This is a genomic window from Streptomyces sp. NPDC101132, from assembly GCF_044759225.1.
Lineage (GTDB): Bacteria > Actinomycetota > Actinomycetes > Streptomycetales > Streptomycetaceae > Streptomyces.
Map to the genome: position 1 here is coordinate 217,274 of NZ_JBIVYX010000011.1, position 23,769 is coordinate 241,042.

Annotated in this window: 17 protein-coding genes and 1 pseudogene; 10 read left to right on the plus strand and 8 right to left on the minus strand. The window is 70.0% G+C overall.

Translation table 11 applies throughout. From position 1 onward, the window contains the following. Window positions 1-24: 24 nt before the first annotated feature. Window positions 25-1,488, minus strand: coding sequence for a replicative DNA helicase (dnaB, locus tag ACIQUR_RS25480; RefSeq protein ID WP_403668564.1), 1,464 nt, complete (start codon window positions 1,486-1,488; stop codon window positions 25-27). A 500-nt stretch (window positions 1,489-1,988) separates the two neighbouring features. Between dnaB and ACIQUR_RS25485 the strand changes: the two genes are divergently transcribed. Further along, window positions 1,989-3,326, plus strand: a complete 1,338-nt coding sequence (locus ACIQUR_RS25485) for an MATE family efflux transporter (RefSeq protein WP_403668453.1) — start codon at window positions 1,989-1,991, stop codon at window positions 3,324-3,326. A gap of 152 nt (window positions 3,327-3,478) precedes the next feature. Here ACIQUR_RS25485 and rplI read toward each other — a convergent pair whose 3' ends face one another. The 4 genes from rplI to rpsF all read right to left on the minus strand — a co-directional run bounded on the left by rplI (window position 3,479) and on the right by rpsF (window position 5,177). Further along, window positions 3,479-3,925 carry a 50S ribosomal protein L9 gene (gene rplI, locus ACIQUR_RS25490; protein ID WP_403668456.1) on the minus strand — a complete coding sequence of 149 codons (447 nt, stop codon included), beginning with the start codon at window positions 3,923-3,925 and terminating at the stop codon, window positions 3,479-3,481. A gap of 18 nt (window positions 3,926-3,943) precedes the next feature. Then, on the minus strand, window positions 3,944-4,180 hold the full coding sequence (rpsR, locus tag ACIQUR_RS25495) for a 30S ribosomal protein S18 (protein ID WP_005315025.1): 237 nt from the start codon (window positions 4,178-4,180) through the stop codon (window positions 3,944-3,946). Between the two features lie 43 nt (window positions 4,181-4,223). Next, window positions 4,224-4,814: a single-stranded DNA-binding protein gene (locus ACIQUR_RS25500; RefSeq protein ID WP_403668459.1), complete on the minus strand. Its 591-nt coding sequence runs from the start codon at window positions 4,812-4,814 to the stop codon at window positions 4,224-4,226. 72 nt (window positions 4,815-4,886) lie between these two features. After that, window positions 4,887-5,177 carry a 30S ribosomal protein S6 gene (rpsF, locus tag ACIQUR_RS25505; RefSeq protein ID WP_004950685.1) on the minus strand — a complete coding sequence of 97 codons (291 nt, stop codon included), beginning with the start codon at window positions 5,175-5,177 and terminating at the stop codon, window positions 4,887-4,889. Window positions 5,178-5,440: 263 nt separating this feature from the next. Between rpsF and ACIQUR_RS25510 the strand changes: the two genes are divergently transcribed. From ACIQUR_RS25510 to ACIQUR_RS25520, 3 genes are all read left to right on the plus strand, one after another. Then, a complete protein-coding gene (locus ACIQUR_RS25510) occupies window positions 5,441-5,755 on the plus strand; it encodes a hypothetical protein (RefSeq protein WP_403668461.1) in 315 nt (104 codons plus the stop codon). Window positions 5,756-5,886: 131 nt separating this feature from the next. Further along, the gene (locus ACIQUR_RS25515) at window positions 5,887-7,005 is read left to right on the plus strand and encodes a lipid II:glycine glycyltransferase FemX (RefSeq protein WP_403668464.1); all 1,119 of its coding nucleotides are present in this window, start codon (window positions 5,887-5,889) and stop codon (window positions 7,003-7,005) included. A gap of 47 nt (window positions 7,006-7,052) precedes the next feature. Then, the gene (locus ACIQUR_RS25520; protein ID WP_403668466.1) at window positions 7,053-8,084 is read left to right on the plus strand and encodes an alanine racemase; all 1,032 of its coding nucleotides are present in this window, start codon (window positions 7,053-7,055) and stop codon (window positions 8,082-8,084) included. A 25-nt stretch (window positions 8,085-8,109) separates the two neighbouring features. Here ACIQUR_RS25520 and ACIQUR_RS25525 read toward each other — a convergent pair whose 3' ends face one another. Both ACIQUR_RS25525 and ACIQUR_RS25530 read right to left on the minus strand, forming a co-directional pair. Beyond that, window positions 8,110-9,570, minus strand: coding sequence for a glycosyltransferase family 87 protein (locus ACIQUR_RS25525; protein WP_403668469.1), 1,461 nt, complete (start codon window positions 9,568-9,570; stop codon window positions 8,110-8,112). 105 nt (window positions 9,571-9,675) lie between these two features. After that, window positions 9,676-12,309 (minus strand): transglycosylase domain-containing protein, encoded by a 2,634-nt coding sequence (locus ACIQUR_RS25530; RefSeq protein ID WP_403668472.1) that lies wholly within the window; start codon window positions 12,307-12,309, stop codon window positions 9,676-9,678. A gap of 275 nt (window positions 12,310-12,584) precedes the next feature. On the opposite strand from ACIQUR_RS25530, the pseudogene ACIQUR_RS25535 reads away from it, so the two are divergent. From ACIQUR_RS25535 to ACIQUR_RS25545, 3 genes and pseudogenes are all read left to right on the plus strand, one after another. After that, a pseudogene (locus ACIQUR_RS25535) lies at window positions 12,585-13,184 on the plus strand (helix-turn-helix transcriptional regulator); the annotation flags it as partial. 52 nt (window positions 13,185-13,236) lie between these two features. Next, window positions 13,237-14,319: an inositol-3-phosphate synthase gene (locus ACIQUR_RS25540; RefSeq protein ID WP_403668475.1), complete on the plus strand. Its 1,083-nt coding sequence runs from the start codon at window positions 13,237-13,239 to the stop codon at window positions 14,317-14,319. Window positions 14,320-14,425: 106 nt separating this feature from the next. Beyond that, on the plus strand, window positions 14,426-15,706 hold the full coding sequence (locus tag ACIQUR_RS25545; protein WP_403668478.1) for an MFS transporter: 1,281 nt from the start codon (window positions 14,426-14,428) through the stop codon (window positions 15,704-15,706). A 37-nt stretch (window positions 15,707-15,743) separates the two neighbouring features. On the opposite strand, the gene ACIQUR_RS25550 is transcribed toward ACIQUR_RS25545, so the two are convergent. Next, a complete protein-coding gene (locus ACIQUR_RS25550; protein WP_403668481.1) occupies window positions 15,744-17,186 on the minus strand; it encodes a CCA tRNA nucleotidyltransferase in 1,443 nt (480 codons plus the stop codon). 184 nt (window positions 17,187-17,370) lie between these two features. On the opposite strand from ACIQUR_RS25550, the gene ACIQUR_RS25555 reads away from it, so the two are divergent. From ACIQUR_RS25555 to ACIQUR_RS25565, 3 genes are all read left to right on the plus strand, one after another. Next, window positions 17,371-19,644 carry a DUF6049 family protein gene (locus tag ACIQUR_RS25555; protein WP_403668484.1) on the plus strand — a complete coding sequence of 758 codons (2,274 nt, stop codon included), beginning with the start codon at window positions 17,371-17,373 and terminating at the stop codon, window positions 19,642-19,644. Window positions 19,645-19,691: 47 nt separating this feature from the next. Beyond that, on the plus strand, window positions 19,692-21,854 hold the full coding sequence (gene murJ / locus ACIQUR_RS25560; protein ID WP_403668487.1) for a murein biosynthesis integral membrane protein MurJ: 2,163 nt from the start codon (window positions 19,692-19,694) through the stop codon (window positions 21,852-21,854). 173 nt (window positions 21,855-22,027) lie between these two features. Then, entirely contained in the window at window positions 22,028-23,749 is a 1,722-nt protein-coding gene (locus tag ACIQUR_RS25565) for a protein kinase family protein (RefSeq protein ID WP_403668489.1), read from the plus strand. Window positions 23,750-23,769 lie beyond the last annotated feature (20 nt).

Genomic DNA, 23,769 nt, shown 5'->3' on the forward strand with positions numbered 1-23,769 from the left:
ACCGCGACCCTGGGGCGGGTCGGGTCAGGTGTTGGCCATGTCGACGAAGCGGGAGTAGTGGCCCTGGAAGGCCACGGTGATCGTCGCCGTCGGACCGTTTCGGTGCTTGGCGACGATCAGGTCGGCCTCGCCCGCGCGGGGCGACTCCTTCTCGTAGGCGTCCTCGCGGTGCAGCAGGATGACCATGTCGGCGTCCTGCTCGATGGATCCCGACTCACGCAGGTCGGAGACCATCGGCTTCTTGTCGGTGCGCTGCTCGGGACCACGGTTCAGCTGCGAGAGCGCGATCACCGGGACCTCGAGCTCCTTCGCGAGCAGCTTGAGGTTTCGCGACATGTCCGAGACCTCCTGCTGGCGGCTCTCGGGGCGCCGCGCGCCCCCGGACTGCATCAGCTGGAGGTAGTCGATGACGACGAGCTGGAGGTCGTTGCGCTGCTTCAGGCGGCGGCACTTGGCGCGGATCTCCATCATCGACAGGTTGGGGGAGTCGTCGATGTAGAGGGGCGCGGCGGAGACGTCGGGCATCCGGCGGGCGAGCCGGGTCCAGTCGTCGTCGGTCATCGTGCCGGAACGCATGTGGTGCAGCGCGACCCGGGCCTCCGCGGACAGCAGGCGCATCGCGATCTCGTTGCGGCCCATTTCGAGGGAGAAGATCACGCTGGGCATGTTGTTCTTGATCGAACAGGCCCTGGCGAAGTCGAGCGCCAGGGTGGACTTGCCCATCGCGGGGCGGGCCGCGATGACGATCATCTGGCCGGGGTGGAGGCCGTTGGTCAGGGAGTCGAGGTCGGTGAAGCCGGTCGGCACACCGGACATCTGTCCGCTGCGGGAGCCGATCGCCTCGATCTCGTCGAGGGCGCCCTCCATGATGTCGCCGAGCGGAAGGTAGTCCTCGGAGGTGCGCTGCTCGGTGACGGCGTAGATCTCGGCCTGGGCGCTGTTGACGATCTCGTCGACGTCGCCGTCGGCCGCGTAGCCCATCTGCGTGATCTTGGTGCCGGCGGCCACCAGCCGGCGCAGCACCGCCCGTTCGTGGACGATCTCGGCGTAGTACTCGGCGTTGGCCGCGGTGGGCACCGACTGCACGAGGGTGTGCAGGTAGGCCGCGCCGCCGACCTTGGTGATCTCGCCGCGCTTGGTGAGCTCGGCGCCGACGGTGATCGGGTCGGCGGGCTCGCCCTTGGCGTAGAGGTCCAGGATCGCCTGGTAGATCGTCTCGTGCGACGGCCGGTAGAAGTCGTGGCCCTTGAGGACCTCGACCACGTCGGCGATGGCGTCCTTGGACAGCAGCATGCCGCCGAGCACGGACTGCTCGGCGTCGAGGTCCTGCGGGGGCACGCGCTCGAAGCCGCCACCGCCGCCGTCCCAGGAGCCGCCCTCACGGCCGCGCTCGTGCTGCTCCTCGCCACGGCGCGCGCCGTTGGCCCGGCGGGGCCGGGAGACCGGGAGAACGTCGCTGGGTCCGCTGTCGGCCCAGGGGTCGTCCATGGGCTCGGGAATGCTCACCGGGCCGTCTCCTCCCGTCCGCCGCGCGGACCTCGCCGTGTCACTCTTTCTACGACACGGCTCTGACATTTCAGGCGTCCGAATCGCGCTCCTCCGGGGCACTCTCCCCGGCTTCCGGCGGGGGGTGGGCCCCGGCCGGCAGGTACCGGAAGAGAGGCGGGACGACGGACAACGGTAGGCCCGCGGGCACCGTCAGCCAATCTGGTTATCCACAGGCTGTGTGGATGAGCGCGCCAAGTCTGTGGGTAACTCTCCGGATCCTGTGTACGGACCGGGGGACGGCACTGTGGACAAACTCATACCGGATCCCATCGCACCCCACCTGACCTGGACTTTCCCCACACGGCGCCTGTGGGGGACAAAAAGTTTGGCGAGGGTTTCAAGATCGGCGCGAACGGCGCACGAGGAGTGTCGCACGACACCCTGAAGTAATGGTCACTTGGCCATTGCGTCTATTACCTGTGGAAGATTAGATTGAGCACATGACACAAGCGCCCCCAGCACCCGAGGCAAGGCCCCGGCGGCACGACCGCGAGATCCTCGCGCTCGCCCTCCCGGCCTTCGGCGCGCTCGTCGCCGAGCCGCTCTTCGTGATGGCCGACAGCGCCATCGTGGGCCACCTCGGGACGTCCCAGCTGGCGGGCCTCGGCGTGGCTGCGGCGCTCCTCACCACAGCCGTCAGCGTCTTCGTCTTCCTCGCGTACGCGACCACCGCGGCCGTCGCCCGACGCGTCGGTGCCGGCGATCTCGGCGCGGCGATCCGCCAGGGCATGGACGGCATCTGGCTCGCCCTGCTGCTCGGAGCCGCGGTCATCGCCGTGGTCCTGCCCACGGCACCCTGGCTGATCGGTCTGCTCGGTGCCTCCGACACCGCGGCGCCGTACGGCGTGACCTACCTGAGGATCTCCGCCCTCGGCATCCCGGCCATGCTCGTGGTGCTGGCCGCCACCGGGGTGCTGCGCGGCCTCCAGGACACCCGTACGCCCCTGTACGTCGCCATCGGCGGGTTCGCAGCCAACGCCGCCCTGAACGTGGGCCTCGTCTATGGTGCCGGACTGGGCATCGCGGGCTCCGCCTGGGGCACCGTGATCGCCCAGTGCGGCATGGCCGTCGCCTACCTCGTCGTGGTCGTGCGCGGCGCCCGGCGCCACGGCGCCTCGCTGCGCCCCGATCCGGCCGGCATCCGGGCCTGTGCGCAGGCCGGCGCGCCCCTCCTGGTCCGCACGCTCTCCCTGCGGGCCGTATTGGTGATCGCGACCATGGTGGCGGCACGGCTGGGTGACGCCGAGATCGCGGCCCACCAGATCCTGCTGTCCCTGTGGAGCCTGCTCGCCTTCGCCCTCGACGCCATCGCCATCGCGGGACAGGCCATCATCGGCCGCTACCTCGGAGCCGGCGACACCACGGGCGCCAAGGCGGTGTGCCGTCGGATGGTGCAATGGGGGATCGTCTCGGGCGTGGTCCTCGGCCTGCTGGTCGTCGTCGCCCGCCCGCTCTTCATCCCGCTGTTCACCAGCGATCCCCGTGTCGAGAGCGCCCTGCTGCCCGCCCTCCTGGTGGTCGCCGTCTCACAGCCCGTCTCGGGCATCGTGTTCGTTCTCGACGGTGTGCTGATGGGCGCGGGGGACGGCACCTACCTGGCCTGGGCCATGCTGCTGACCCTGGCCGTGTTCACCCCGGCCGCGCTGCTCGTGCCCGCCCTCGGCGGCGGCCTCACAGCACTGTGGTGGGCCATGACGCTGATGATGCTGGTGAGGATGGCGACCCTCCAGCTGCGCGCCCGGTCGGGCCGCTGGTTGGTCACCGGCGCCACCCGCTGAGGCCGGTCACGGCCGCCCTCCCCGGCGTCCCGCTGTCCGCCGGTTCGGATGTTTCACGTGAAACGGAGGACGGGCGGACACCGACGGGCGATGTTTCACGTGAAACGACGAAGGGCCGCACCCCGGAGGGTGCGGCCCTTCGTGCGCGGCACTTAGGCGGCGACGACCTCGACACCGAGCTGCGCGACAACCTCGGCGTGCAGACGCACGGAGACCTGGTGCGCACCCAGGGTCTTGATCGGCGAGCCCAGCTCGACGCGGCGCTTGTCGACCTTCGGGCCACCGGAGGACTCGATCGCCGTGGCGATGTCGGCCGGGGTGACGGAACCGAAGAGGCGACCGGCGTCACCCGAGCGGGTGGCCAGGCGGACCTTCAGACCCTCGAGCTGGGCCTTGACCTCGTTGGCCTGCTCGATGGTCGCGATCTCGTGGATCTTGCGGGCGCGGCGGATCTGCGCCACGTCCTTCTCGCCGCCCTTGGTCCAGCGGATGGCGAAGCCACGCGGGACCAGGTAGTTGCGAGCGTAGCCGTCCTTGACGTCGACGACATCGCCGGCGGTGCCGAGGCCAGAGACCTCGTGGGTCAGGATGATCTTCATTGGTTGGTCACCCTTCCCTTATCGCGCGGTGGACGTGTAGGGCAGCAGCGCCATCTCACGGCTGTTCTTGACGGCCGTGGCGACGTCACGCTGGTGCTGCGTGCAGTTGCCGGTCACGCGACGGGCACGGATCTTGCCGCGGTCGGAAATGAACTTCCGCAGCATGTTCGTGTCCTTGTAGTCCACGTACGCGGTCTTGTCCTTGCAGAACGCGCAGACCTTCTTCTTAGGCTTGCGCACAGGCGGCTTCGCCATGGTGTTTCTCCTGTGTGATCAAGAAGTTTGGGTACGGGCTGCCCTAGAAGGGCGGCTCGTCCGAGTAGCCACCGCCGTTGCCGCCGGAGCTGCCGCCCCAGCCGCCACCGCCGCCGCCCTGCTGGCCACCGGCCGGCGCGCTGGACGCCCACGGGTCGTCGGAGGGAGCTCCGCCGCCCTGCGGACCGCCGCTGGGGGCTCCGCCCCAGCCGCCGCCACCGCCGCCGCCCTGCTGGCCGCCACCGCCGTAGCCACCCTGACCACCACGGCCGGCGGTCTTGGTGACCTTGGCCGTGGCGTTGCGCAGGCTGGGGCCGACTTCCTCGACGTCCAGCTCGAAGACCGTGCGCTTGACACCCTCGCGGTCCTCGTACGACCGCTGCCTCAGCCGGCCCTGCACGACGACGCGCATGCCGCGCTGAAGCGACTCGGCGACGTTCTCGGCCGCCTGCCGCCACACCGAGCAGGTCAGGAACAGGCTCTCGCCGTCCTTCCACTCGTTGGTCTGGCGGTCAAAGGTGCGGGGGGTGGACGCGACACGGAACTTCGCGACTGCCGCCCCGGACGGGGTGAAGCGCAGCTCGGGGTCGTCGACGAGATTGCCGACGACCGTGATGACGGTCTCGCCTGCCATGGATGAACCTCTCGGCGGGGATTGCTGCTGGCTGCTTGTGCTACTCGAACCCGATTACCTCTGAGCGGAAGCTCAGTGGGTCTCGGGGCGGAGGACCTTGGTCCGGAGGACCGACTCGTTCAGGTTCATCTGGCGGTCGAGCTCCTTGACGACCGCAGGCTCGGCCTGCAGGTCGATGACCGAGTAGATGCCCTCGGGCTTCTTCTTGATCTCGTAAGCGAGACGACGACGGCCCCAGGTGTCGACCTTCTCCACCTTTCCGTTGCCCTCACGGACGACGGAGAGGAAGTTCTCGATCAGCGGGGAGACAGCGCGCTCCTCGAGATCGGGGTCGAGGATGACCATCACCTCGTAGTGACGCATGTGGAACCCACCTCCTTTGGACTCAGCGGCCACGGTCGTTCCGTGGCAGGAGGGTCGTGATGCGTGCCGCGCGGCGTCCCCAGGACCGAATGGCCTGAGAGCAGACACCGCGCAGACCGTACAGAGTACCTGCTCACCTCCTTCCGGTTGAAATCCGGCAGCGAGGGGCCACAATCTGTACACAACGGGTGTGCGCGGTGCTATGCCCGGCAGACGGCCGGGCGGCCCCGCGGCACCACTCTCCATCGCCGGGAGGTGCCCCCATGGCACAGGCAATGCGACCCCAGTCCCAGATCTCCCTCTTCGCGACCGACGGCAAGCCGCACCCGCTCCAGGACACCCTTCTCGCGATCACGCTGGTGCTCGGCGCCGTGGCGTTCGTCACCGCGTTCTTCCACAACCTGCACCTGCTGAGTTCGTGGGCCGGCCTGATCGGCATCGTGACGGGCGCGTACGGACAGTTCATCTCCGAGACGACACGCGAGCGCTTCGGCATGGTTCTCGGGCTGGGTGCGTCCGCGATCGGCTTCGGCCTCGGCATGGCGCACGGCGGCCTTTTCGGCGGCCTCATGGGCTGACCGGGGCTCCTCCGCGGCGGGGCGCCACCGGACGGCCGGACACGTGCACGGGACGTCCCCCAGATGGGTGGCGCCCTTGTCGCAGTAGGCTTCGCGCCATACCAGCGAAGCCGCCGGAGGAGACGCCCCGCATGAGCCTGTCCCTGAGGACCATCAGCCGAGAGCAGCATCTGGCTTACATCCAGAGCCTGCCCTCGGCGAGCCACTGCCAGGTCCCGGCGTGGGCCGACGTGAAGAACGAGTGGCGTTCGGAGAACCTCGGTTGGTTCGACAAGAGCGGCGAACTCGTGGGCGTGGCCCTCGTGTTGTACCGCCAGCTGCCCAAGGTGAAGCGCTACCTCGCGTACCTCCCCGAGGGCCCCGTCATCAACTGGTACGCCCCCAATCTGGACGAGTGGCTCCAGCCGATGCTGGCCCACCTCAAGCAGCAGGGCGCCTTCACGGTGAAGATGGGCCCGCCGGTCGTCATCCGCCGCTGGAACGCGGCCGCGATCAAGTCGGGCATCCAGGACCCCGAGGTCAAGCGCCTGCGTGACGTCGAGGCCACGCACATCGAGCCGCGAGCCTTCGAGGTGTCCGACAAGCTGCGCCGGATGGGCTGGCAGCAGGGTGAGGACGGCGGCGCCGGTTTCGGCGACGTCCAGCCCCGGTACGTCTTCCAGGTGCCGCTGGCCAACCGCTCGCTCGACGACGTCCTCAAGGGCTTCAACCAGCTCTGGCGCCGCAACATCAAGAAGGCCGAGAAGGCCGGCGTCGAGGTCGTCCAGGGCGGCTACGACGACCTGCCGGAGTGGCAGCGCCTGTACGAGATCACGGCGGAGCGCGACAAGTTCCGCCCCCGCCCGCTCAGCTACTTCCAGCGCCAGTGGACGGCCCTCAACTCCGAGGACCCGAACCGGATGCGGCTCTACCTCGCCAAGCACGAGGGCGAAGCGGTCGCCGCCGCCACCATGCTGACGGTGGGCCAGCACGTCTGGTACTCGTACGGCGCGTCCGCCAACCACAAGCGCGAGGTCCGCCCCTCGAACGCGATGCAGTGGCGCATGCTGCGCGACGCCTACGCCCTGGGCGCGAGCGTCTACGACCTGCGCGGCATCAGCGACTCCCTCGACGAGAACGACCACCTCTTCGGCCTGATCCAGTTCAAGGTCGGCACGGGCGGCGAGGCCGTCGAGTACGTCGGCGAGTGGGACTTCCCGCTCAACAAGCTGCTGCACAAGGCCCTCGACATCTACATGTCGCGGCGCTGACCACAGCACCCCACCCCTCACACACTCGAGAAAGGTTCCGGTCGGGCATGGCGCTCACGCTCTACGTCGACACCGCGCGCTGGCGTGCGCACCACAAGCAGGTGCTGGACCAGTTCCCCGGACTGATCCCCGTCTGCAAGGGCAACGGCTACGGGTTCGGTCACGAGCGGCTCGCCGAGGAGGCGACGCGGCTGGGCGCCGACGTCCTGGCGGTCGGCACGACGTACGAGGCCGCTTCGATCAAGGACATGTTCAGCGGCGACCTGCTGGTCCTCACCCCGTTCCGGCGGGGCGAGGAGCCGGTGCCGCTGCCGGACCGGGTGATCCGTTCGGTGTCCTCCGTGGACGGCGTCCGCGCCCTGGTGGGCGTCCGCGTGGTGATCGAGTGCATGAGCTCGATGAAGCGGCACGGCGTCGCCGAGCACGAGCTGGGCCAGCTCGCGGCCGCCATCGAGGACGTCCGTCTGGAGGGCTTCGCCCTCCACCTGCCGCTCGACCGCCCCGACGGCTCCGACGCCGTCGAGGAGGTCATCGGCTGGATGGACCGGCTGCGCGCGGCCCGGCTGCCGCTGCACACCATGTTCGTCAGCCACCTGCGGGCGGAGGAGCTGGTCAGGCTCCAGCAGCAGTTCCCGCAGACCCGCTTCCGGGCCCGCATCGGCACCCGGCTCTGGCTGGGCGACCACGACGCGACCGAGTACCGCGGCGCGGTCCTCGACGTCACGCGGGTCTCGAAGGGCGACCGCTTCGGCTACCGGCAGCAGAAGGCCGCCTCGGACGGCTGGCTGGTCGTCGTGGCCGGCGGCACGTCGCACGGCGTGGGCCTGGAGGCCCCCAAGGCCCTGCACGGCGTGATGCCCCGGGCCAAGGGCGTCGCCCGGGCCGGCCTCGCGACCGTCAACCGGAACCTTTCGCCTTTCGTCTGGGCCGGCAAGCAGCGCTGGTTCGCCGAGCCCCCGCACATGCAGGTCTCGATCCTCTTCGTGCCCTCCGACGCCACGGAGCCGACGGTGGGCGACGAGCTGGTGGCCCACCTCCGGCACACCACCACGCAGCCGGACCGGCTGGTCGACCGCTGACCCGGGCGGGCGGGCCCGCCGTACGTCAGTCGCGTACGGAGGCCCCCCAGTCCACCCGCTGTCCCTCCGAGGGCGCCGCGTCGTGCGGCGCCCTCGCGGCGTGTCCGAGCACGAACACGTCCGGTGCCCCGTCCAGCACGCCCCCGGAGGGGTCGTCGGAGCCGTCCCGGCGTACGACGTCCCGCTCGGGCAGCAGGATGTCGCGCACGACGACGGCGCAGAGGTAGAGCGTCGCGAGCAGATGGGCGGCGATGGCCAGGTGGTAGCCCTCCAGCGGCAGCCCCTTCGCCCCTTCGCCACCGGTCGTGCCCGCCAGGTAGAACCAGATGCCCAGGAAGTAGAGGACCTCGCCGGCCTGCCAGACGAGGAAGTCGCGCCAGCGCGGCCGGGCCAGCGCCGCGAGCGGGACCAGCCAGAGCACGTACTGCGGCGAGTACACCTTGTTGGTCAGGATGAAGGCGGCGACGACCAGGAAGGCCAGCTGGGCGAAGCGCGGACGGCGCGGCGCGGTCAGCGTGAGCAGGCCGATCGCACCGCACAGGCCCAGCATGAGCAGCGTGGCGTACGTGTTCACGTCCTCCAGCGGGTTCCCGGTGCGCTGCGAGATGATCAGCCAGAGCGAGCCGAAGTCGACCGGACGCTCCTGGCTGAAGGTGTAGAACTTCTTCCACCCCTCCGGTGCCAGCATCATCACGGGCACGTTGACCAGCAGCCACGCCGTGGCCGCGCCGAGGGCGGTCCGGCCGAACTCGCGCCACTTCCCGGTCCGCCAGCAGAGCAGGAACAGCGGGCCGAGGAGCAGGACGGGGTACAGCTTCGCGGCGGTCGCCAGGCCGATCAGGACTCCGGCGGCCAGCGCCCGGCTCCGGGACCACATCAGCATCGCGGCGGCCGTGAGGGCCAGGGCGAGCAGGTCCCAGTTGATCGTCGCCGTGAGCATGAAGGCGGGGGCCAGGGCCACCAGCAGGCCGTCCCAGGGCCGGCGCCGGTGGGTGCGCGCCACGCAGACGGCGATGACGACGGCGCAGGCCATCAGCATGCCCGCGTTGACCATCCAGTAGATCTGCTCGCGGTGCTGCATGGAGCCGCTGCCGGGGGTCAGCCAGGAGGCGACCTCCATGAACAGACCCGTGAGCACCGGGTACTCCAGGTACTGCATGTCGCCGGCGAGCCGGTCGAAGTACGGGGTGAGGCCGTCGGAGAAGCCGCGCGCCACGTAGAGGTGCGGGATGTCCGAGTAGCAGGCGTGGGTGTACTGCGCCGTGGCCCCGCGGAACCACGCCCAGTCGTAGCAGGGCACCTTCTGGACCATGCCCAGCGCGAACATCCCGATGGTCACGAGCGCGATGACGCGGACCGGGGTGAGCCAATGGCCGCCGAGCAGCGCGCGGCGTCCCAGCGGGCCGCCGAACAGCACGCTGCCGGCGGCGGCGACCTCGTCCTGCTGGGTGGGCAGTACGGGGCGGTCCTCGTGCACCTTCGTCATGCGCTCATCCTGCCGTACCGGCTTCGGAACGCCGAGGGCCGTCGCACCGGGTGGTGCGACGGCCCTCGTACGTGTTGCGCCGTGCCGGCTGCCGGCGGCGGGGGACTAGTTGTCCGTACCGCCGAGGAGGCCGCCGTTGTTCCCTCCGCCGTTCCGTCCGCCACTCGGCTTGCTGAACGTCGGGCTCGGGAAGCCGGAGGGGTCGCCGTCCCCGCCGCCGTCGTTGCCCTCGGTGGTGCCGGAGTCGGTGCCGCCGTCCTCACCGCAGTTCCAGTCCTGCGGGCCACAGGTGGGCTTGCCGGGCTTGCGGGTGCGGGTCGCGGTGGGCGAGGGGGACTCGCTCGGCTCCGGCGAGGGGGACTCGGAGACGGTCATCGAGGGGGTCGGCGACGGCGTGGGACCGCCGTCGCCGTCGGCCTCGACGCCGATGTCCTCGGCCTCGGGGAAGTCCAGCTCGGGCTGGCCCTTCAGGGCCGCCTTCATGTACGTGGTCCAGATCTCGGCCGGGATGTCACCACCGTGGATCGAGGAGACGCCGCCGGTGCCGTTCATCGACATCAGCTCCTTGTCCTCGCTGGTGGGGTCGGTACGGAAGAGCGTCACGGCCGTGGACAGCTGCGGGGTGTAGCCGACGAACCAGGCCGACTTGTTCTTGTCGGTGGTGCCGGTCTTGCCGGCGGCCGGCCGGCCCAGCTTCTTGACCTTGGTACCGGTGCCCTGCTTCACCACGTTCTCGAGCACCTTGGTGATGTTGTCCGCGACGGAGTTGTCCATGGCGCGCTTGGCCGCGGGCTTCTCGAAGCCCTCCAGGGGGCCGTCCTTGGTCTCCACCTTGGTGACGGAGTAGGGCTCGTGGTGCGTGCCGGACGCGGCGAAGGTGGCGTACGAGTCGGCCATGCGGATCGCGCTCGGGGTCGAGGTGCCGAGCATGAACGAGGCGTCGTTGTTCGGGTTCATCGACTCCTCGAGGATGCCGGTGGACTCGGCGACCTCGCGGACCTTGCTGTGGCCGACGTCGAAGCCGAGCTGCACGAACGGCGTGTTGATCGACTTCTGCATGGCCTCGTCGAGCGTGACCATGCCGTAGCGGGTCGGGCTCTCGTTCTTCTGCCGGAACGGACGGCCGTTGCTGCCCATGACCGGGTCGCCGTCGCGGTTCTTGATGACGATCAGGTCGTTGCCGTTGTACTTGCTCTCCGGGGAGAGGCCCTCGCCGTCGGTGTTCTGGGTGCCGTACTCCATGGCCGCGGCCAGCACGTACGGCTTCCAGGTCGAGCCGACCGGGACACCGGAGGTGTTGGCGTTGTTCGTGAAGTGCTTCTTGTCCATGCCGGCGCCGCCGTATATGGCGACGATCGCACCGTTCTTGGGGTCGACCGAGGCCGCACCGAACTGGACGTACTTGTCCGTCTCGGGGCGCTCCTTCTCGTCCAGGAACTCCTCGCGGGTCTGGTCCACGGCCTTGGCGAGGGCGTCGACCTTCTTCTTGTCGAAGGTCGTGTGGATCTGGTAGCCGCCGTGGTCGAGCTGGTTGATCGTCATGCCCGACTTCTTGAGCACGTACTGCTTGGCGATCTCGACCAGGTAGCCGGTCTGGCCCCTGAGGGACAGGGCCTCCGCGGGGGGCTGGATCTTGGGGAAGGTCCGGTACTTGTTGCGCTCCTCCTGCGTCATCCGGCCGACCTCCACCTCCCGGTCCAGCACCCACTCCCAGCGGCGCTTGGCGCGGTCGGTGTTGGCCTTCGGGGTGGCCGCGGCGCCGATGCCGCCGTCCGGGTTGTAGAGGTTGGGACCCTTGAGCATCTGGGCGAGGAAGGCGCACTCGGAGGGGTCGAGCTGCTCGGCGTTCTTCTTGAAGTACGCCTGTGCGGCGGCCTGGAGGCCGTAGGCGCCCCGCCCGAAGTAGGCGGTGTTGAGGTACCCCGCCATGACCTTGTTCTTGTCGCCGGTGTAGCCCAGCTTCACCGAGATCAGCAGCTCGTGGGCCTTGCGCGTGAGCGTCTGGTCCGCGTCGAGGAAGGTGTTCTTCACGTACTGCTGGGTGATAGTCGAGCCGCCCTGGGTCGAGCCGCCCTTGGCCATGTTCCACACGGCACGGGCGATGCCCATCGGGTCGACGCCGTGGTCGGTGTCGAAGGACTCGTTCTCGGCCGCGATGACCGCGTCCCGCATCTCCTTCGGGATCTTCTCGTACGGGACGATCTGCCGGTTGCGCTCGCCGCCGACGGCGGCCATCTGGGTGCCGTCGGCCCAGTAGTAGACGTTGTTCTCGGCGACAGCCAGGTCGTTCACGTCGGGCTCGCCGACCATGGCCAGCGCAATGCCCGTGGCAGCGGTCATGGCCGCGAAGAAGCCGAGCGCGGTACCGCCCACCAGCTTCCAGGACGGGACGAAGCGCTTCCAGCCGTCCTTGTCGGAGCGGGGGTAGTTGATGAACCGCTTGTCCGGGGTACGGCCGCGCCCGGCGCCCTGCTCCGGCGCCCGCCTGCGGCTTCCACTTCCGCGCTGCGCGGCCCGGCGGGCCTCGGCGCGGCCGCCGTACGCGGGCTCCTGCCCGTGCGGAGGGCGGCCGTACGGATCCTGTCCGTACGACTGCTGCCCGTAGGGACCTGAGGGCGACGCGGTGGGCACGTCCCGCCCGGTCGCGGCGCGGCGGCCGGAGCCCTGCTGGGCGGCCCGCCGGTTGGCGGCGCGTCCCCCGCCCTGCGGCTGCGGGGGTTTGCGACGGTGCTCGCTCATCGAACGACTACTCCTCGGACAGGCGAGTGCGCCTGGAAGCGGCAGGTGAATTCCGGTTCCACCGGAGTCATGGCGCACAGACTACGCACGGTCAAAACCCTCGCAGTGCCGAAGTTCACCCCAAATCAGGCAACTTGCCCCCAACGAATTGATGATGTGACGCCGGTCACCATGTCTCCCCTTGCCGAGTGCGACGCCCAGTTCTATCGTCTGGATGTATCGAGCCGATACATCAGCTCGGCATAAGGGACTAGGGGCAGAGGAGGCATCGGCGGGTGAGCAGGCGCTCCGGCATCCTTGAGTTCGCCGTCCTCGGTCTGCTGCGCGAATCCCCCATGCACGGCTATGAGCTGCGCAAACGGCTCAATACCTCGCTGGGGGTGTTCCGGGCGTTCAGCTACGGGACGCTCTACCCCTGCCTCAAGACGCTGGTCGCAAACGGCTGGTTGATCGAAGAGCCGGGCAGCGCCCCGGAAGACGCTCTCGCCGCTTCACTCGCAGGGCGCCGCGCCAAGATCGTCTACCGGTTGACGGCGGAAGGTAAGGAGCACTTCGAGGAGCTGCTCTCCCATACCGGCCCCGACACCTGGGAAGACGAGTCCTTCGCCGCCCGCTTCGCCTTCTTCGGCCAGACCGAGCGGGAAGTCCGCATGCGGGTCCTCGAAGGCCGCCGCAGCCGGCTTGAAGAACGGCTGGAGAAGATGCGGGCCTCGCTCGCCAGGACGCGAGAACGGCTCGACGATTACACGCTTGAGCTGCAGCGTCACGGCATGGAGTCCGTGGAGCGCGAAGTGCGCTGGCTGAACGAGCTCATCGAGAGCGAGCGGGCGGGAAAGGATCAGATGCGATCCGGCCCGTCCGACGACACTGCAAAGTGAGGCCTGCGTCGTGCAGGCCTCGTCCGAGAACAAACAGGGAGCAACCGGAATGGGTTCGGTTCGCGTAGCCATCGTCGGCGTGGGCAACTGCGCCGCCTCGCTGGTGCAGGGCGTCGAGTACTACAAGGACGCCGACCCGGCGTCCAAGGTCCCCGGCCTGATGCACGTCCAGTTCGGCGACTACCACGTGCGTGACGTCGAGTTCGTCGCCGCGTTCGACGTGGACGCGAAGAAGGTCGGCCTCGACCTGGCGGACGCCATCGGCGCCAGCGAGAACAACACCATCAAGATCTGCGACGTGCCCGCCTCGGGCGTCACCGTCCAGCGCGGCCACACCCTCGACGGTCTCGGCAAGTACTACAAGGCCACCATCGAGGAGTCCGCCGAGGCGCCGGTCGACGTCGTCCAGATCCTGAAGGACCGCGAGGTCGACGTCCTCGTCTGCTACCTGCCCGTCGGTTCCGAGGACGCCGCGAAGTTCTACGCGCAGTGCGCCATCGACGCCAAGGTCGCCTTCGTCAACGCCCTCCCGGTCTTCATCGCCGGCACCAAGGAGTGGGCCGACAAGTTCACCGAGGCCGGTGTCCCGATCGTCGGTGACGACATCAAGTCGCAGGTCGGCGCCACCATCACGCACCGCGTGATGGCGAAGCTCTTCGAGGACCGCGGTGTCATCCTCGAGCGCACCATGCAGCTGAACGTCGGCGGCAACATGGACTTCAAGAACATGCTCGAGCGCGAGCGCCTGGAGTCCAAGAAGATCTCCAAGACGCAGGCCGTCACCTCCCAGATCCCCGACCGGGACCTGGGCGAGAAGAACGTCCACATCGGCCCGTCCGACTACGTCGCGTGGCTCGACGACCGCAAGTGGGCCTACGTCCGCCTCGAGGGCCGTGCCTTCGGTGACGTTCCGCTGAACCTCGAGTACAAGCTCGAGGTGTGGGACTCCCCGAACTCCGCCGGTGTCATCATCGACGCCCTGCGCGCCGCGAAGATCGCCAAGGACCGGGGCATCGGTGGCCCGATCCTCTCCGCGTCCTCGTACTTCATGAAGTCCCCGCCGGTCCAGTACTTCGACGACGAGGCCCGCGAGAACGTCGAGAAGTTCATCAAGGGCGAGGTCGAGCGCTAGGCAAGACCGGTGTGTCCCGCTCTGTGCGGGCTCCTCACCCGATCTTCCGCGAGGGGTCCCCGGGCAATGTGCCCGGGGACCCCTCGCGTGTGTGACCCTTGCCCTCATGCCTGTCGTACGTGATCTGCGCGTACTCCTGCGCGTGAGGTATTTCCGCCGCCTGCTCGCCGTACGACTGCTCTCCCAGTCGGCCGACGGCGTGTACCAGGTCGCCCTGGCCACGTACGTGGTCTTCTCTCCGGAGAAGCAGACCTCGCCCGCGGCCATCGCCTCGGCGATGGCCGTCCTGCTGCTGCCGTACTCGGTCATCGGACCGTTCGCCGGAGTCCTGCTCGACCGCTGGCGGAGGCGCCAGGTCTTCCTCTACGGCAACCTCCTGCGGGCCCTCCTGGCCTGCGGCACGGCCGGACTGGTCCTCGCCTCCGTCCCCGACTGGCTCTTCTACGCCTCCGCCCTCTCGGTGACGGCCGTGAACCGCTTCGTGCTGGCCGGCCTCTCCGCCTCGCTGCCGCGCGTCGTGGACACCGACCGGCTGGTGATGGCCAACGCGGTCTCTCCCACCGCCGGCACCCTGGCGGCCGTGGCCGGCGGAGGTCTGGCCTTCGCCGTACGGCTGCTGGCCGCCGACTCCAACGCCGTGGTCGTCCTCGTGGGCGCTGCCATCTACCTCGGGGCCGCTCTGGCCTCGCTACGGCTCCCCATCGCCCTGCTGGGCCCCGACCGGGACCTCGGACACTCCCATCCCTCCGTGCTGGACGCCGTGGTGCTGACCGTCCGCGGCATGGCCGCCGGTCTGCGGCACCTGGGGGAGCGCCGCCCGGCCGCCTGGGCGCTGACCGCCATGACGCTGATGCGCTTCGCCTACGGCGCCCTCACGGTGATGCTGCTGATGCTCTGCCGCTACGCCTGGTCCACGACCGAGTCCGAGGGGCTCGCCCTCCTCGGCATCGCGGTCGGCGTCTCCGGCGGCGGCTTCTTCATAGCGGCCGTGATCACACCTTGGGGAGCGGGGCGCTTCGGCACGCTCGGCTGGATCACCGGGCTGGCAGGGGTCGCGGCGGTGCTCGTGCCCGCCCTGGGACTGCCCTTCGCACCGGAGCCCATGCTGGTCGCCGCGTTCTTCCTGGGCGTGGTCACCCAGGGAGCGAAGATCTCCACCGACACGGAGGTGCAGTTCCGCGTCGACGACGCCTTCCGCGGCCGTGTCTTCGCCGTCTACGACGTGCTGTTCAACGTCGCCTTCGTGGGGGCGGCGGGCGTGGCCGCGCTCATGCTGCCGCCCGACGGCAAATCCGTCCCCCTGATCGTGGCCGTGGCCGTGATCTACGGTGCGGTGGCCCTGGCGCTCGTACGGCGGGGACGACGGCCCGAGCGATGTTTCACGTGAAACGGGGCGATGTTTCACGTGAAACATCGCCCCGGGTTCAGCCCTGGCCGGCCCACCACTCCTTGAGGGCCGATACGGCGGCGTCGCGCTCCATCGGACCGTTCTCCAGCCGCAGCTCCAGCAGGAACTGGTAGGCCTTGCCGATCACCGGTCCGGGGCCGACGCCCAGGACCTCCATGATCTCGTTGCCGTCCAGGTCAGGACGGATGGCGTCCAGCTCCTCCTGCTCCTGGAGCTGGGCGATCCGCTCCTCCAGCCCGTCGTAGGCACGGGACAGGGCGTTCGCCTTGCGCTTGTTGCGGGTCGTGCAGTCCGAGCGGGTCAGCTTGTGCAGCCGGTCCAGCAGCGGGCCCGCGTCACGCACGTACCGGCGTACGGCGGAGTCGGTCCACTCGCCCGTCCCGTAGCCGTGGAAGCGCAGGTGCAGCTCCACGAGCCGGGAGACGTCCTTGACCATCTCGTTGGAGTACTTGAGCGCGGTCATGCGCTTCTTGGTCATCTTGGCGCCGACCACCTCGTGGTGGTGGAAGGAGACCCGCCCGTCCTTCTCGAAGCGCCGCGTGCGCGGCTTTCCGATGTCGTGCAGCAGGGCGGCCAGGCGGAGGACCAGGTCCGGTCCGTTCTCCTCCAGGTCGATCGCCTGCTCCAGGACGATCAGGGAGTGCTCGTACACGTCCTTGTGCCGGTGGTGCTCGTCGCTCTCCAGCCGCAGCGCGGGCAGCTCGGGGAGGACGTGCCCGGCGAGGCCGGTGTCCACGAGCAGCCCCAGGCCCTTGCGCGGGTGGGAGGCGAGCAGGAGCTTGTTCAGCTCGCCCTGCACGCGCTCGGCAGAAACGATCTCGATGCGGTCCGCCATGGCGGTCATCGCGGCGACGACCTCGGGGGCCACCTCGAAGTCGAGCTGCGCGGCGAAGCGGGCGGCCCGCAGCATGCGCAGCGGGTCGTCGGAGAAGGAGTCCTCCGGGGTGCCGGGGGTGCGCAGGACCCGGGCCGCGAGGTCGTCGAGACCGCCGTGCGGATCGATGAACTCCTTCTCCGGCAGGGCCACGGCCATCGCGTTCACCGTGAAGTCGCGACGGACCAGGTCCTCCTCGATGGAGTCGCCGTACGAGACCTCCGGCTTCCGGGAGGTCCGGTCGTAGGCCTCCGACCGGTACGTGGTGACCTCGATCTGGTAGCCGTCCTTCTGCGACCCGACCGTGCCGAAGGCGATGCCCACGTCCCAGGTGGAGTCCGCCCAGGGGCGGACGATCTTCAGAACGTCCTCGGGACGGGCGTCCGTGGTGAAGTCGAGGTCATTGCCGAGCCGCCCCAGCAGGGCGTCCCTGACGGACCCGCCGACGAGGGCGAGGCTGAAGCCCGCCTCCTTGAAACGGCGGGCGAGATCGTCGGCGACGGGCGCGACGCGCAGGAGCTCGCTCACGGCGCGGTGCTGCACCTGGCTCAGGGCGCTGGGGTTGTCTTCGTTGGCGTTCGGCACAACAGAAAAGGGTACGTGCCCCTCCCCCCAGGAGCTCCCCCGTTTACCCGCTGTGAGGCCCCGGACACCCCCCGAGCCCACCCGTTCATGTGGAGCAGTCCGCGGCACTCCGGCACAGCGGGCCTCGTTACCATGCGTGGACGCACAACCGACGACCACTGACACGACGAGGACGGGCGATCGCGTGGCCGAGGCGGCAGACAACCTGGGGGACTCCCCCGCCCCTGCCCGCCGCTGGCTGCGCCGAGCAGTGGTCCTGCTCGCCGGTACCCCCGTCCTGGCCGGTCTGATCTACGTGCCGGCGGAGTCCCCGGCCCAGGCCGCACCGGCCGCCAACGGCTCCTCCTCGGTCGACGTCTCCCTCGACTCACTGGCCCCCAGCGCGCCCGTGAAGAGCGACACCCTCACGATCTCCGGCACCGTGACCAACCGCGGCAAGGAGACGGTCACCGACGCGCACGTCGGCCTCCGGGTCGGCCAGCGGCTCACCGACCGCGGGACCATCGACGACGCGGCGGAGCGCGGCGGCTTCCGGCCGGGCAGCGACTCCCCGGAGGTCGCCGGCTCCGCGGTGAAGATCTCGGCCCTGCCGCCGGACGTCGCCCAGCCCTTCACCCTGAAGATCCCGGTCAGCAAGCTCGGCCTCGGCGAGGACGGCGTCTACCAGCTGGGCGTCTCGGTGTCGGGTGAGACCGACAGCCGGCCCGACGAGCAGGTGCTCGGCATCGAGCGGACCTTCCTCCCCTGGCAGCCCGAGGCCGCCGCCAAGAAGACCCAGGTCAGCTACGCCTGGCCGCTCGTCTCCGCCACGCACCTGCTGGCGCAGACCGGTTCCGACGAGCTCCAGACCCCGGTCTTCCGCAACGAGGACCTGGCGGCGGAGCTGCGTCCCGGGGGCCGTCTCGAACAGCTCGTCTCGCTCGGCAGCCAGCTCCCGGTCACCTGGGTGATCGACCCGGACCTCCTCGCGAGCGTGGCCGCCATGGCCGGCAACTACAAGGTGCTCATGGAGGACGGCGAGACCGTCCGGGGCACGAACCAGGTGGTCGCCAAGCGGTGGCTGGCCGCACTCGAAGCCGCGGTGCAGGGCAAGAAGGTCGTCGCCCTGCCGTTCGCCGATCCCGATCTGGCCTCGCTCGCCCACCGCGGCAAGAACGTCTCCGGATCGCTCGGCCAGCTGCGTCCGGCCACCGACAAGGCACGGCAGGCCGTCGAGACGGTGCTCCACGTCGAGCCGTCGACGGACTTCGCCTGGCCCGTCGACGGCGCCCTGGACCCGGCGATCGTCAACGTGGCCACCTCGGCGGGCGCGCACAACGTGCTGGCCCGCAGCGACACCTTCCAGGAGACCGGCGGCCTGGGATACACACCCACCGCCGCGCGCCCCATCGGCGCGGGGGCCACGGCCGTGGTCGCCGACGCCCGGCTCTCCAAGGCCTTCGAGGGCGACATGCTGAGCTCGGAGAAGTCGACGCTCGCCGTGCAGGAGTTCCTGGCGCAGAGCCTCGCCGTCAACCTCCAGGACGTCGACGCCCAGCGCAGCATCGTGATCACCCCCCAGCGGATGCCCACGACCAGCCAGGCGCAGTCGATGGCGGAGGCCCTGGGTGTGCTCGGAGGCGGCCGCTGGACGCAGGCGAGCGACCTGGAGGCGGCGGCGAAGGCGAAGCCCGACCCCCGGGCCACCACGCTGGTCCCCGGAGCCGGCCAGTACCCGAACTCCCTGCGGAGGCAGGAGCTGCCCCAGGCGGCGTTCGAGAAGATCCGCACCACGCAGATCACGCTCGACCACTTCAAGGTGATCCTCTCGCTCCCCGAGCGGGTCGACATCCCCTTCGGGAACACCTTCAACCGGGAGATGTCCACCTCGTGGCGGGGGCGTCCGGACGAGGCGCGGGCGTACCGCGACGGCGTACAGGACTACCTGATCGAGCTGACCCGGCAGGTCAAGCTGATCCCCAAGACGAAGGCCCACCTTTCGGGCCGCAGCGCGACCATCCCGGTGACGGTGCAGAACGGCCTGGTCCAGGACGTGCACGGGCTGGTCCTGCGGCTGAAGTCCACCAACCCGACCCGCCTGATGTTCGGCGACAAGGGCGAGGCGGACCAGGAGGTGGACGTCCGCGGCGGCCACAGCCAGTCCGTGAAGTTCACGGCCAACGCGACCGCCAGCGGTCCCGTGGAGGTCGTGGCGCAGCTCTACACCAAGGACGGCATCCCCTACGGCGAGGAACGCCGCTTCAAGGTCGAGGCCACGGAGATCACCTCGACCGTGCTGCTCGTCATCGCGGGCGGAGTGCTGCTTCTCGTGCTGGCCGGGGTGAAGATGTACGCCAGCCGCAAGAGGGTCGCGGCCAGGGCCGCCGCCGAGGAGAGCATGCAGCCGAGTGACCCGACGCCGGACACCGGACCGGAAAGCAACAGCTCCTCCGGCACGGGTGAGACAGTGGACCGTTGAGCGACACCGTGGCCGGCCGGGCCTGGGGACGATGAGGTGGGGTTTCGATGAACGCGCCGTACGACGGTGACCGCGCGCAGGGCGCGAGCGGCACCAGAGAGACGGGCCAGGACGCACCCGTACCGGGGCAGGTCCCGCCGCCCGCCGCTCCTGCCCAGGACCCGTACGTCCAGGAGGCCTACGAACAGGACCCGTACCGTGCCCAGGACCTGGCCGCCCAGGACCCGGTGACCGAGGCGCTGTACGACCGCGCGGCGCACCCGCCGCCGGCACCCGGCACGTTCCGGGAGCCCGGTCCGCTGTACGACCGGCCGGCCGCGCCCGCTCACTCACCGGACCCGCGCGTCTGGGCCCAGACCCCGCCGCCCGAGCCCGACGGCCCGTCCCGCCACCTTCCGTACGGCGACCACGCCACCACCACCCAGTTCGTGGGCGTGGACGCGCTGGTGACCAAGGCCACGGACGCCCGGCCCGAGCCGGACGCCTTCGCGCACCTCTACCGCGACCAGCAGGCGGCGCCGGCCGCGCCCGCCGAGGACGCCCCGGTGGCCGCCCCGGCCCCGAGCAAGCCGGCCGGCCGCGCGGCGAGCCTGCTGAAGTCCAGTGCGCTGATGGCCGCGGGCACGATCGTCTCCCGCATCACCGGCTTCCTGCGCACCCTGGTCATGGCCACCGCGATCGGTGTCGGCACGTTCAACGACACCTACCAGATCGCCAACACCCTGCCGACGATGATCTACATCCTCGTCGGCGGCGGCGCGCTCAACGCGGTCTTCATCCCGCAGCTGGTCCGGGCGATGAAGAACGACGAGGACGGCGGCGAGGCCTACGCCAACCGGCTGCTGACCCTGGTCGTGGTGCTGCTCGCGGGCGTCACCACCGTCTGCGTCCTGGCCGCCCCGCTGTTCATCGCGATGATGTCCCCGAAGATCGCCTCGGACCCGCAGCAGAACGAGGTGGCGGTCGCCTTCGCCCGCTACTGCCTGCCGACCATGTTCTTCATGGGCGTCCACGTGGTGATGGGTCAGATCCTCAACGCCCGCGGCCGCTTCGGCGCGATGATGTGGACCCCGGTCCTCAACAACATCGTCGTGATCGCCACCTTCAGCGCCTTCATCTGGGCCTTCGGCGGCTTCACCAGCACCCACGTCAGCGCCGCCTCGGTGACCCCCGAGGGCGTGCGGCTGCTGGGCATCGGCACCCTGCTGGGCCTGACCGTCCAGGCCCTGGCCATGGTCCCGTACCTGCGCGAGGCGGGCTTCAAGCCCCGGCTGCGCTTCGACTGGCGCGGCCACGGCCTCGGCAAGGCCGTCGGCCTCGCCAAGTGGACCTTCTTCTTCGTCCTCGCCAACCAGGTCGGCCTCGTGGTCGTCACCCAGCTCGCCACCTGGGCGGGATCGGTCGCGGACAAGCAGGGCCACTCCGGTACGGGCATCACCGCCTACAACTACGCGCTGGCGCTCTGGCAGATGCCCCAGGCCATCATCACCGTCTCCGTGATGACCGCGGTCCTGCCCCGCATCTCGCGGTCCGCCCACGACGGGGACGCCGCGGCGGTCCGCGACGACATCTCGTACGGCCTGCGCACCTCGGCCGTGGCGATCGTGCCCTGTGCGTTCGCCTTCCTGGCGCTCGGCGTTCCGATGGCCACGCTGCTGTACGCGGGCTCCGGCAGCGGCGCCCAGAACATCGGCTACGTGCTGATGGCCTTCGGCCTCGGCCTGATCCCGTACTCCGTGCAGTACGTGGTGCTCCGCGGCTTCTACGCCTACGAGGACACCCGGACCCCCTTCTACAACACGGTCATCGTGGCCGCCGTGAACGCGGCGGTCTCGGGTCTGGCGTTCGTGGTCCTGCCCGCCCGCTGGGCCGTGGTCGGCATGGCCGGCGCCTACGGCCTCGCCTACGCGGTCGGCGTGGGTGTCGCCTGGCGCCGCCTGCGCACCCGCCTCGGCGGCGACCTCGACGGCTCCCACGTGGTGCGGACGTACGCGCGCCTCGCCGGCGCCTGCGTCCCGGCGGCCGCGCTCGGCGGCGGTGTGGCCTTCGCCGTCATCCGACTGCTCGGCAGCGGAGCGCTGGCCTCCCTGGCCGCCCTGCTGGCCGGCGGGGTCGTGCTGATGGGCGTCTTCTTCGTGGCGGCCAAGCGCATGCGGATCGAGGAACTCAACGCGATGGTCGGGATGGTCCGCGGACGTCTGGGCCGCTGAACGCTCCGGCTGCCGCCGGGCGGGGTAGTCCCCGGCCGGCGGCCCGGGGAGTAGGTCCAGCACAACCTTCCGCCGCCAACGCGTGTCGTGCATAGCGGCGGACTGTGGGCACAATTGGCATGGCTTTGCAGACTGGCCGACAGCGCGCAACGGATGGGGAGGCAGGAACGACGGTGGCGGAACGTAGCACGGCTGCCGTCGACGTGGCCGACAACAGCGGCGGCGAGCCGCTGACCGCCAAGGCGGAGAAGGCCACGGCCGACGGGGCGGCAGACACCCAGGAATCCCGGCAGGCGACGGACAAGACCACGGCCGAGACGGAGGGCGAGCGCGGCAGGAGCGCGGCCTCCGCACCCGAACTGCACAGCGGCCACAAGCTGGCCAGACGCTACCGCCTCGAGGAGTGCGTCACCCGTCTGGACGGTTTCAGCTCCTGGCGTGCCATGGACGAGAAGCTGCGCCGGGCCGTGGGGGTCCACCTGCTGCCCGCGGACCACCCCCGCGCCCGGTCCGTGCTCGCCGCCGCCCGCTCCTCCGCCCTGCTCGGGGATCCCCGCTTCGTGCAGGTCCTGGACGCGGTCGAGGAGAACGACCTCGTCTACGTCGTCCACGAGTGGCTGCCGGATTCCACGGAGCTGACCGCACTGCTCGCCGCGGGCCCGCTGGAGGCCCACGAGTCGTACCAACTGGTCACCCAGGTCTCGCAGGCCATGGCCGCGGCCCACCGGGAGGGTCTGGCCCACCTGCGGCTGACGCCCAGCGCGATACTCCGCACGTCCACCGGCCAGTACCGGATCCGGGGACTGGCCGTGAACGCCGCGCTGCGCGGGATCAGCAGCGACACCCCGCAACGGGCGGACACCGAGGCGATCGGCGCGCTGCTCTACGCCTCCCTCACCCAGCGCTGGCCGTACGAGAACGACGCGTACGGCCTGTCGGGCCTGCCCAAGGGCGTCGGCCTGCTGCCCCCGGACCAGGTCCGGGCCGGGGTGCACCGGGGACTGGCCGAGATCGCGATGCGGGCCCTCGCCAACGACGGCGCCACCGCCTCTCGCCAGGAACCGCCCTGCACCACCCCGGAGGAGCTGGCGAAGGCGGTCGCCGCCATGCCGCGCATCCGCCCCCCGGAGCCGACCTTCGCCGCCCCGCCCGAGTACCAGCAGACCACCTACCAGCAGGGGACCTACGGGCGCGCCGCCGCCCGCCCCGGCGGCGTCACCCAGGTCATCGCGACGGCACCGCCGCCCGCGCCGCTCCAGAGCGGCACCGGCCGCGTGCTCAAGTGGGGCGTGGCCGCGCTGCTGATCGCCGCGCTCGGCCTGGGCAGCTGGCAGCTGGCCGACACCATCCTCGACCGCAAGAGCGGGGGAGGGACCACCCAGTCCCAGACGGAGGAGGGCGAGGAGGGCCCGAAGAACAAGGAGCCCATCCCGCTCGCCGTCAAGGGTGCCGACGAGTACTTCCCCGACGGCACGTCACAGAACCGGGACGGCGTGGCCAACGCCTACGACGGCGACGCCTCCACCTACTGGCGCTCCAAGAGCTACGTCGACGGACCGAAGCTCGCCCCCTTCAAGGAGGGGGTCGGCCTCGTCTTCGACCTGGGCTCCGAGAAGGAGGTCAGCGCCGCGTCGATAGCACTCCGCTACAGCGGTGACCACACCACGGCCACGCTCTACGCGGTCGACTCGATGTCCACCAGTGCCGCCCTCGACCCGAAGAAGAAGATCGCATCGGGTACCACGTCGGGCGACAAACTGGTACTCAAGGCCAAGGAGCCGAAGAAGACGCGCTACGTGGTCCTCTGGCTGACCGACGTGCCCAGGTCCGGCAGCGACGAGTTCAGCCGGTCCGGCTACAAGCAGGGCATCACCGACGTGAAGTTCACCGGCTGACAGGACGACAGGGGGAGGGG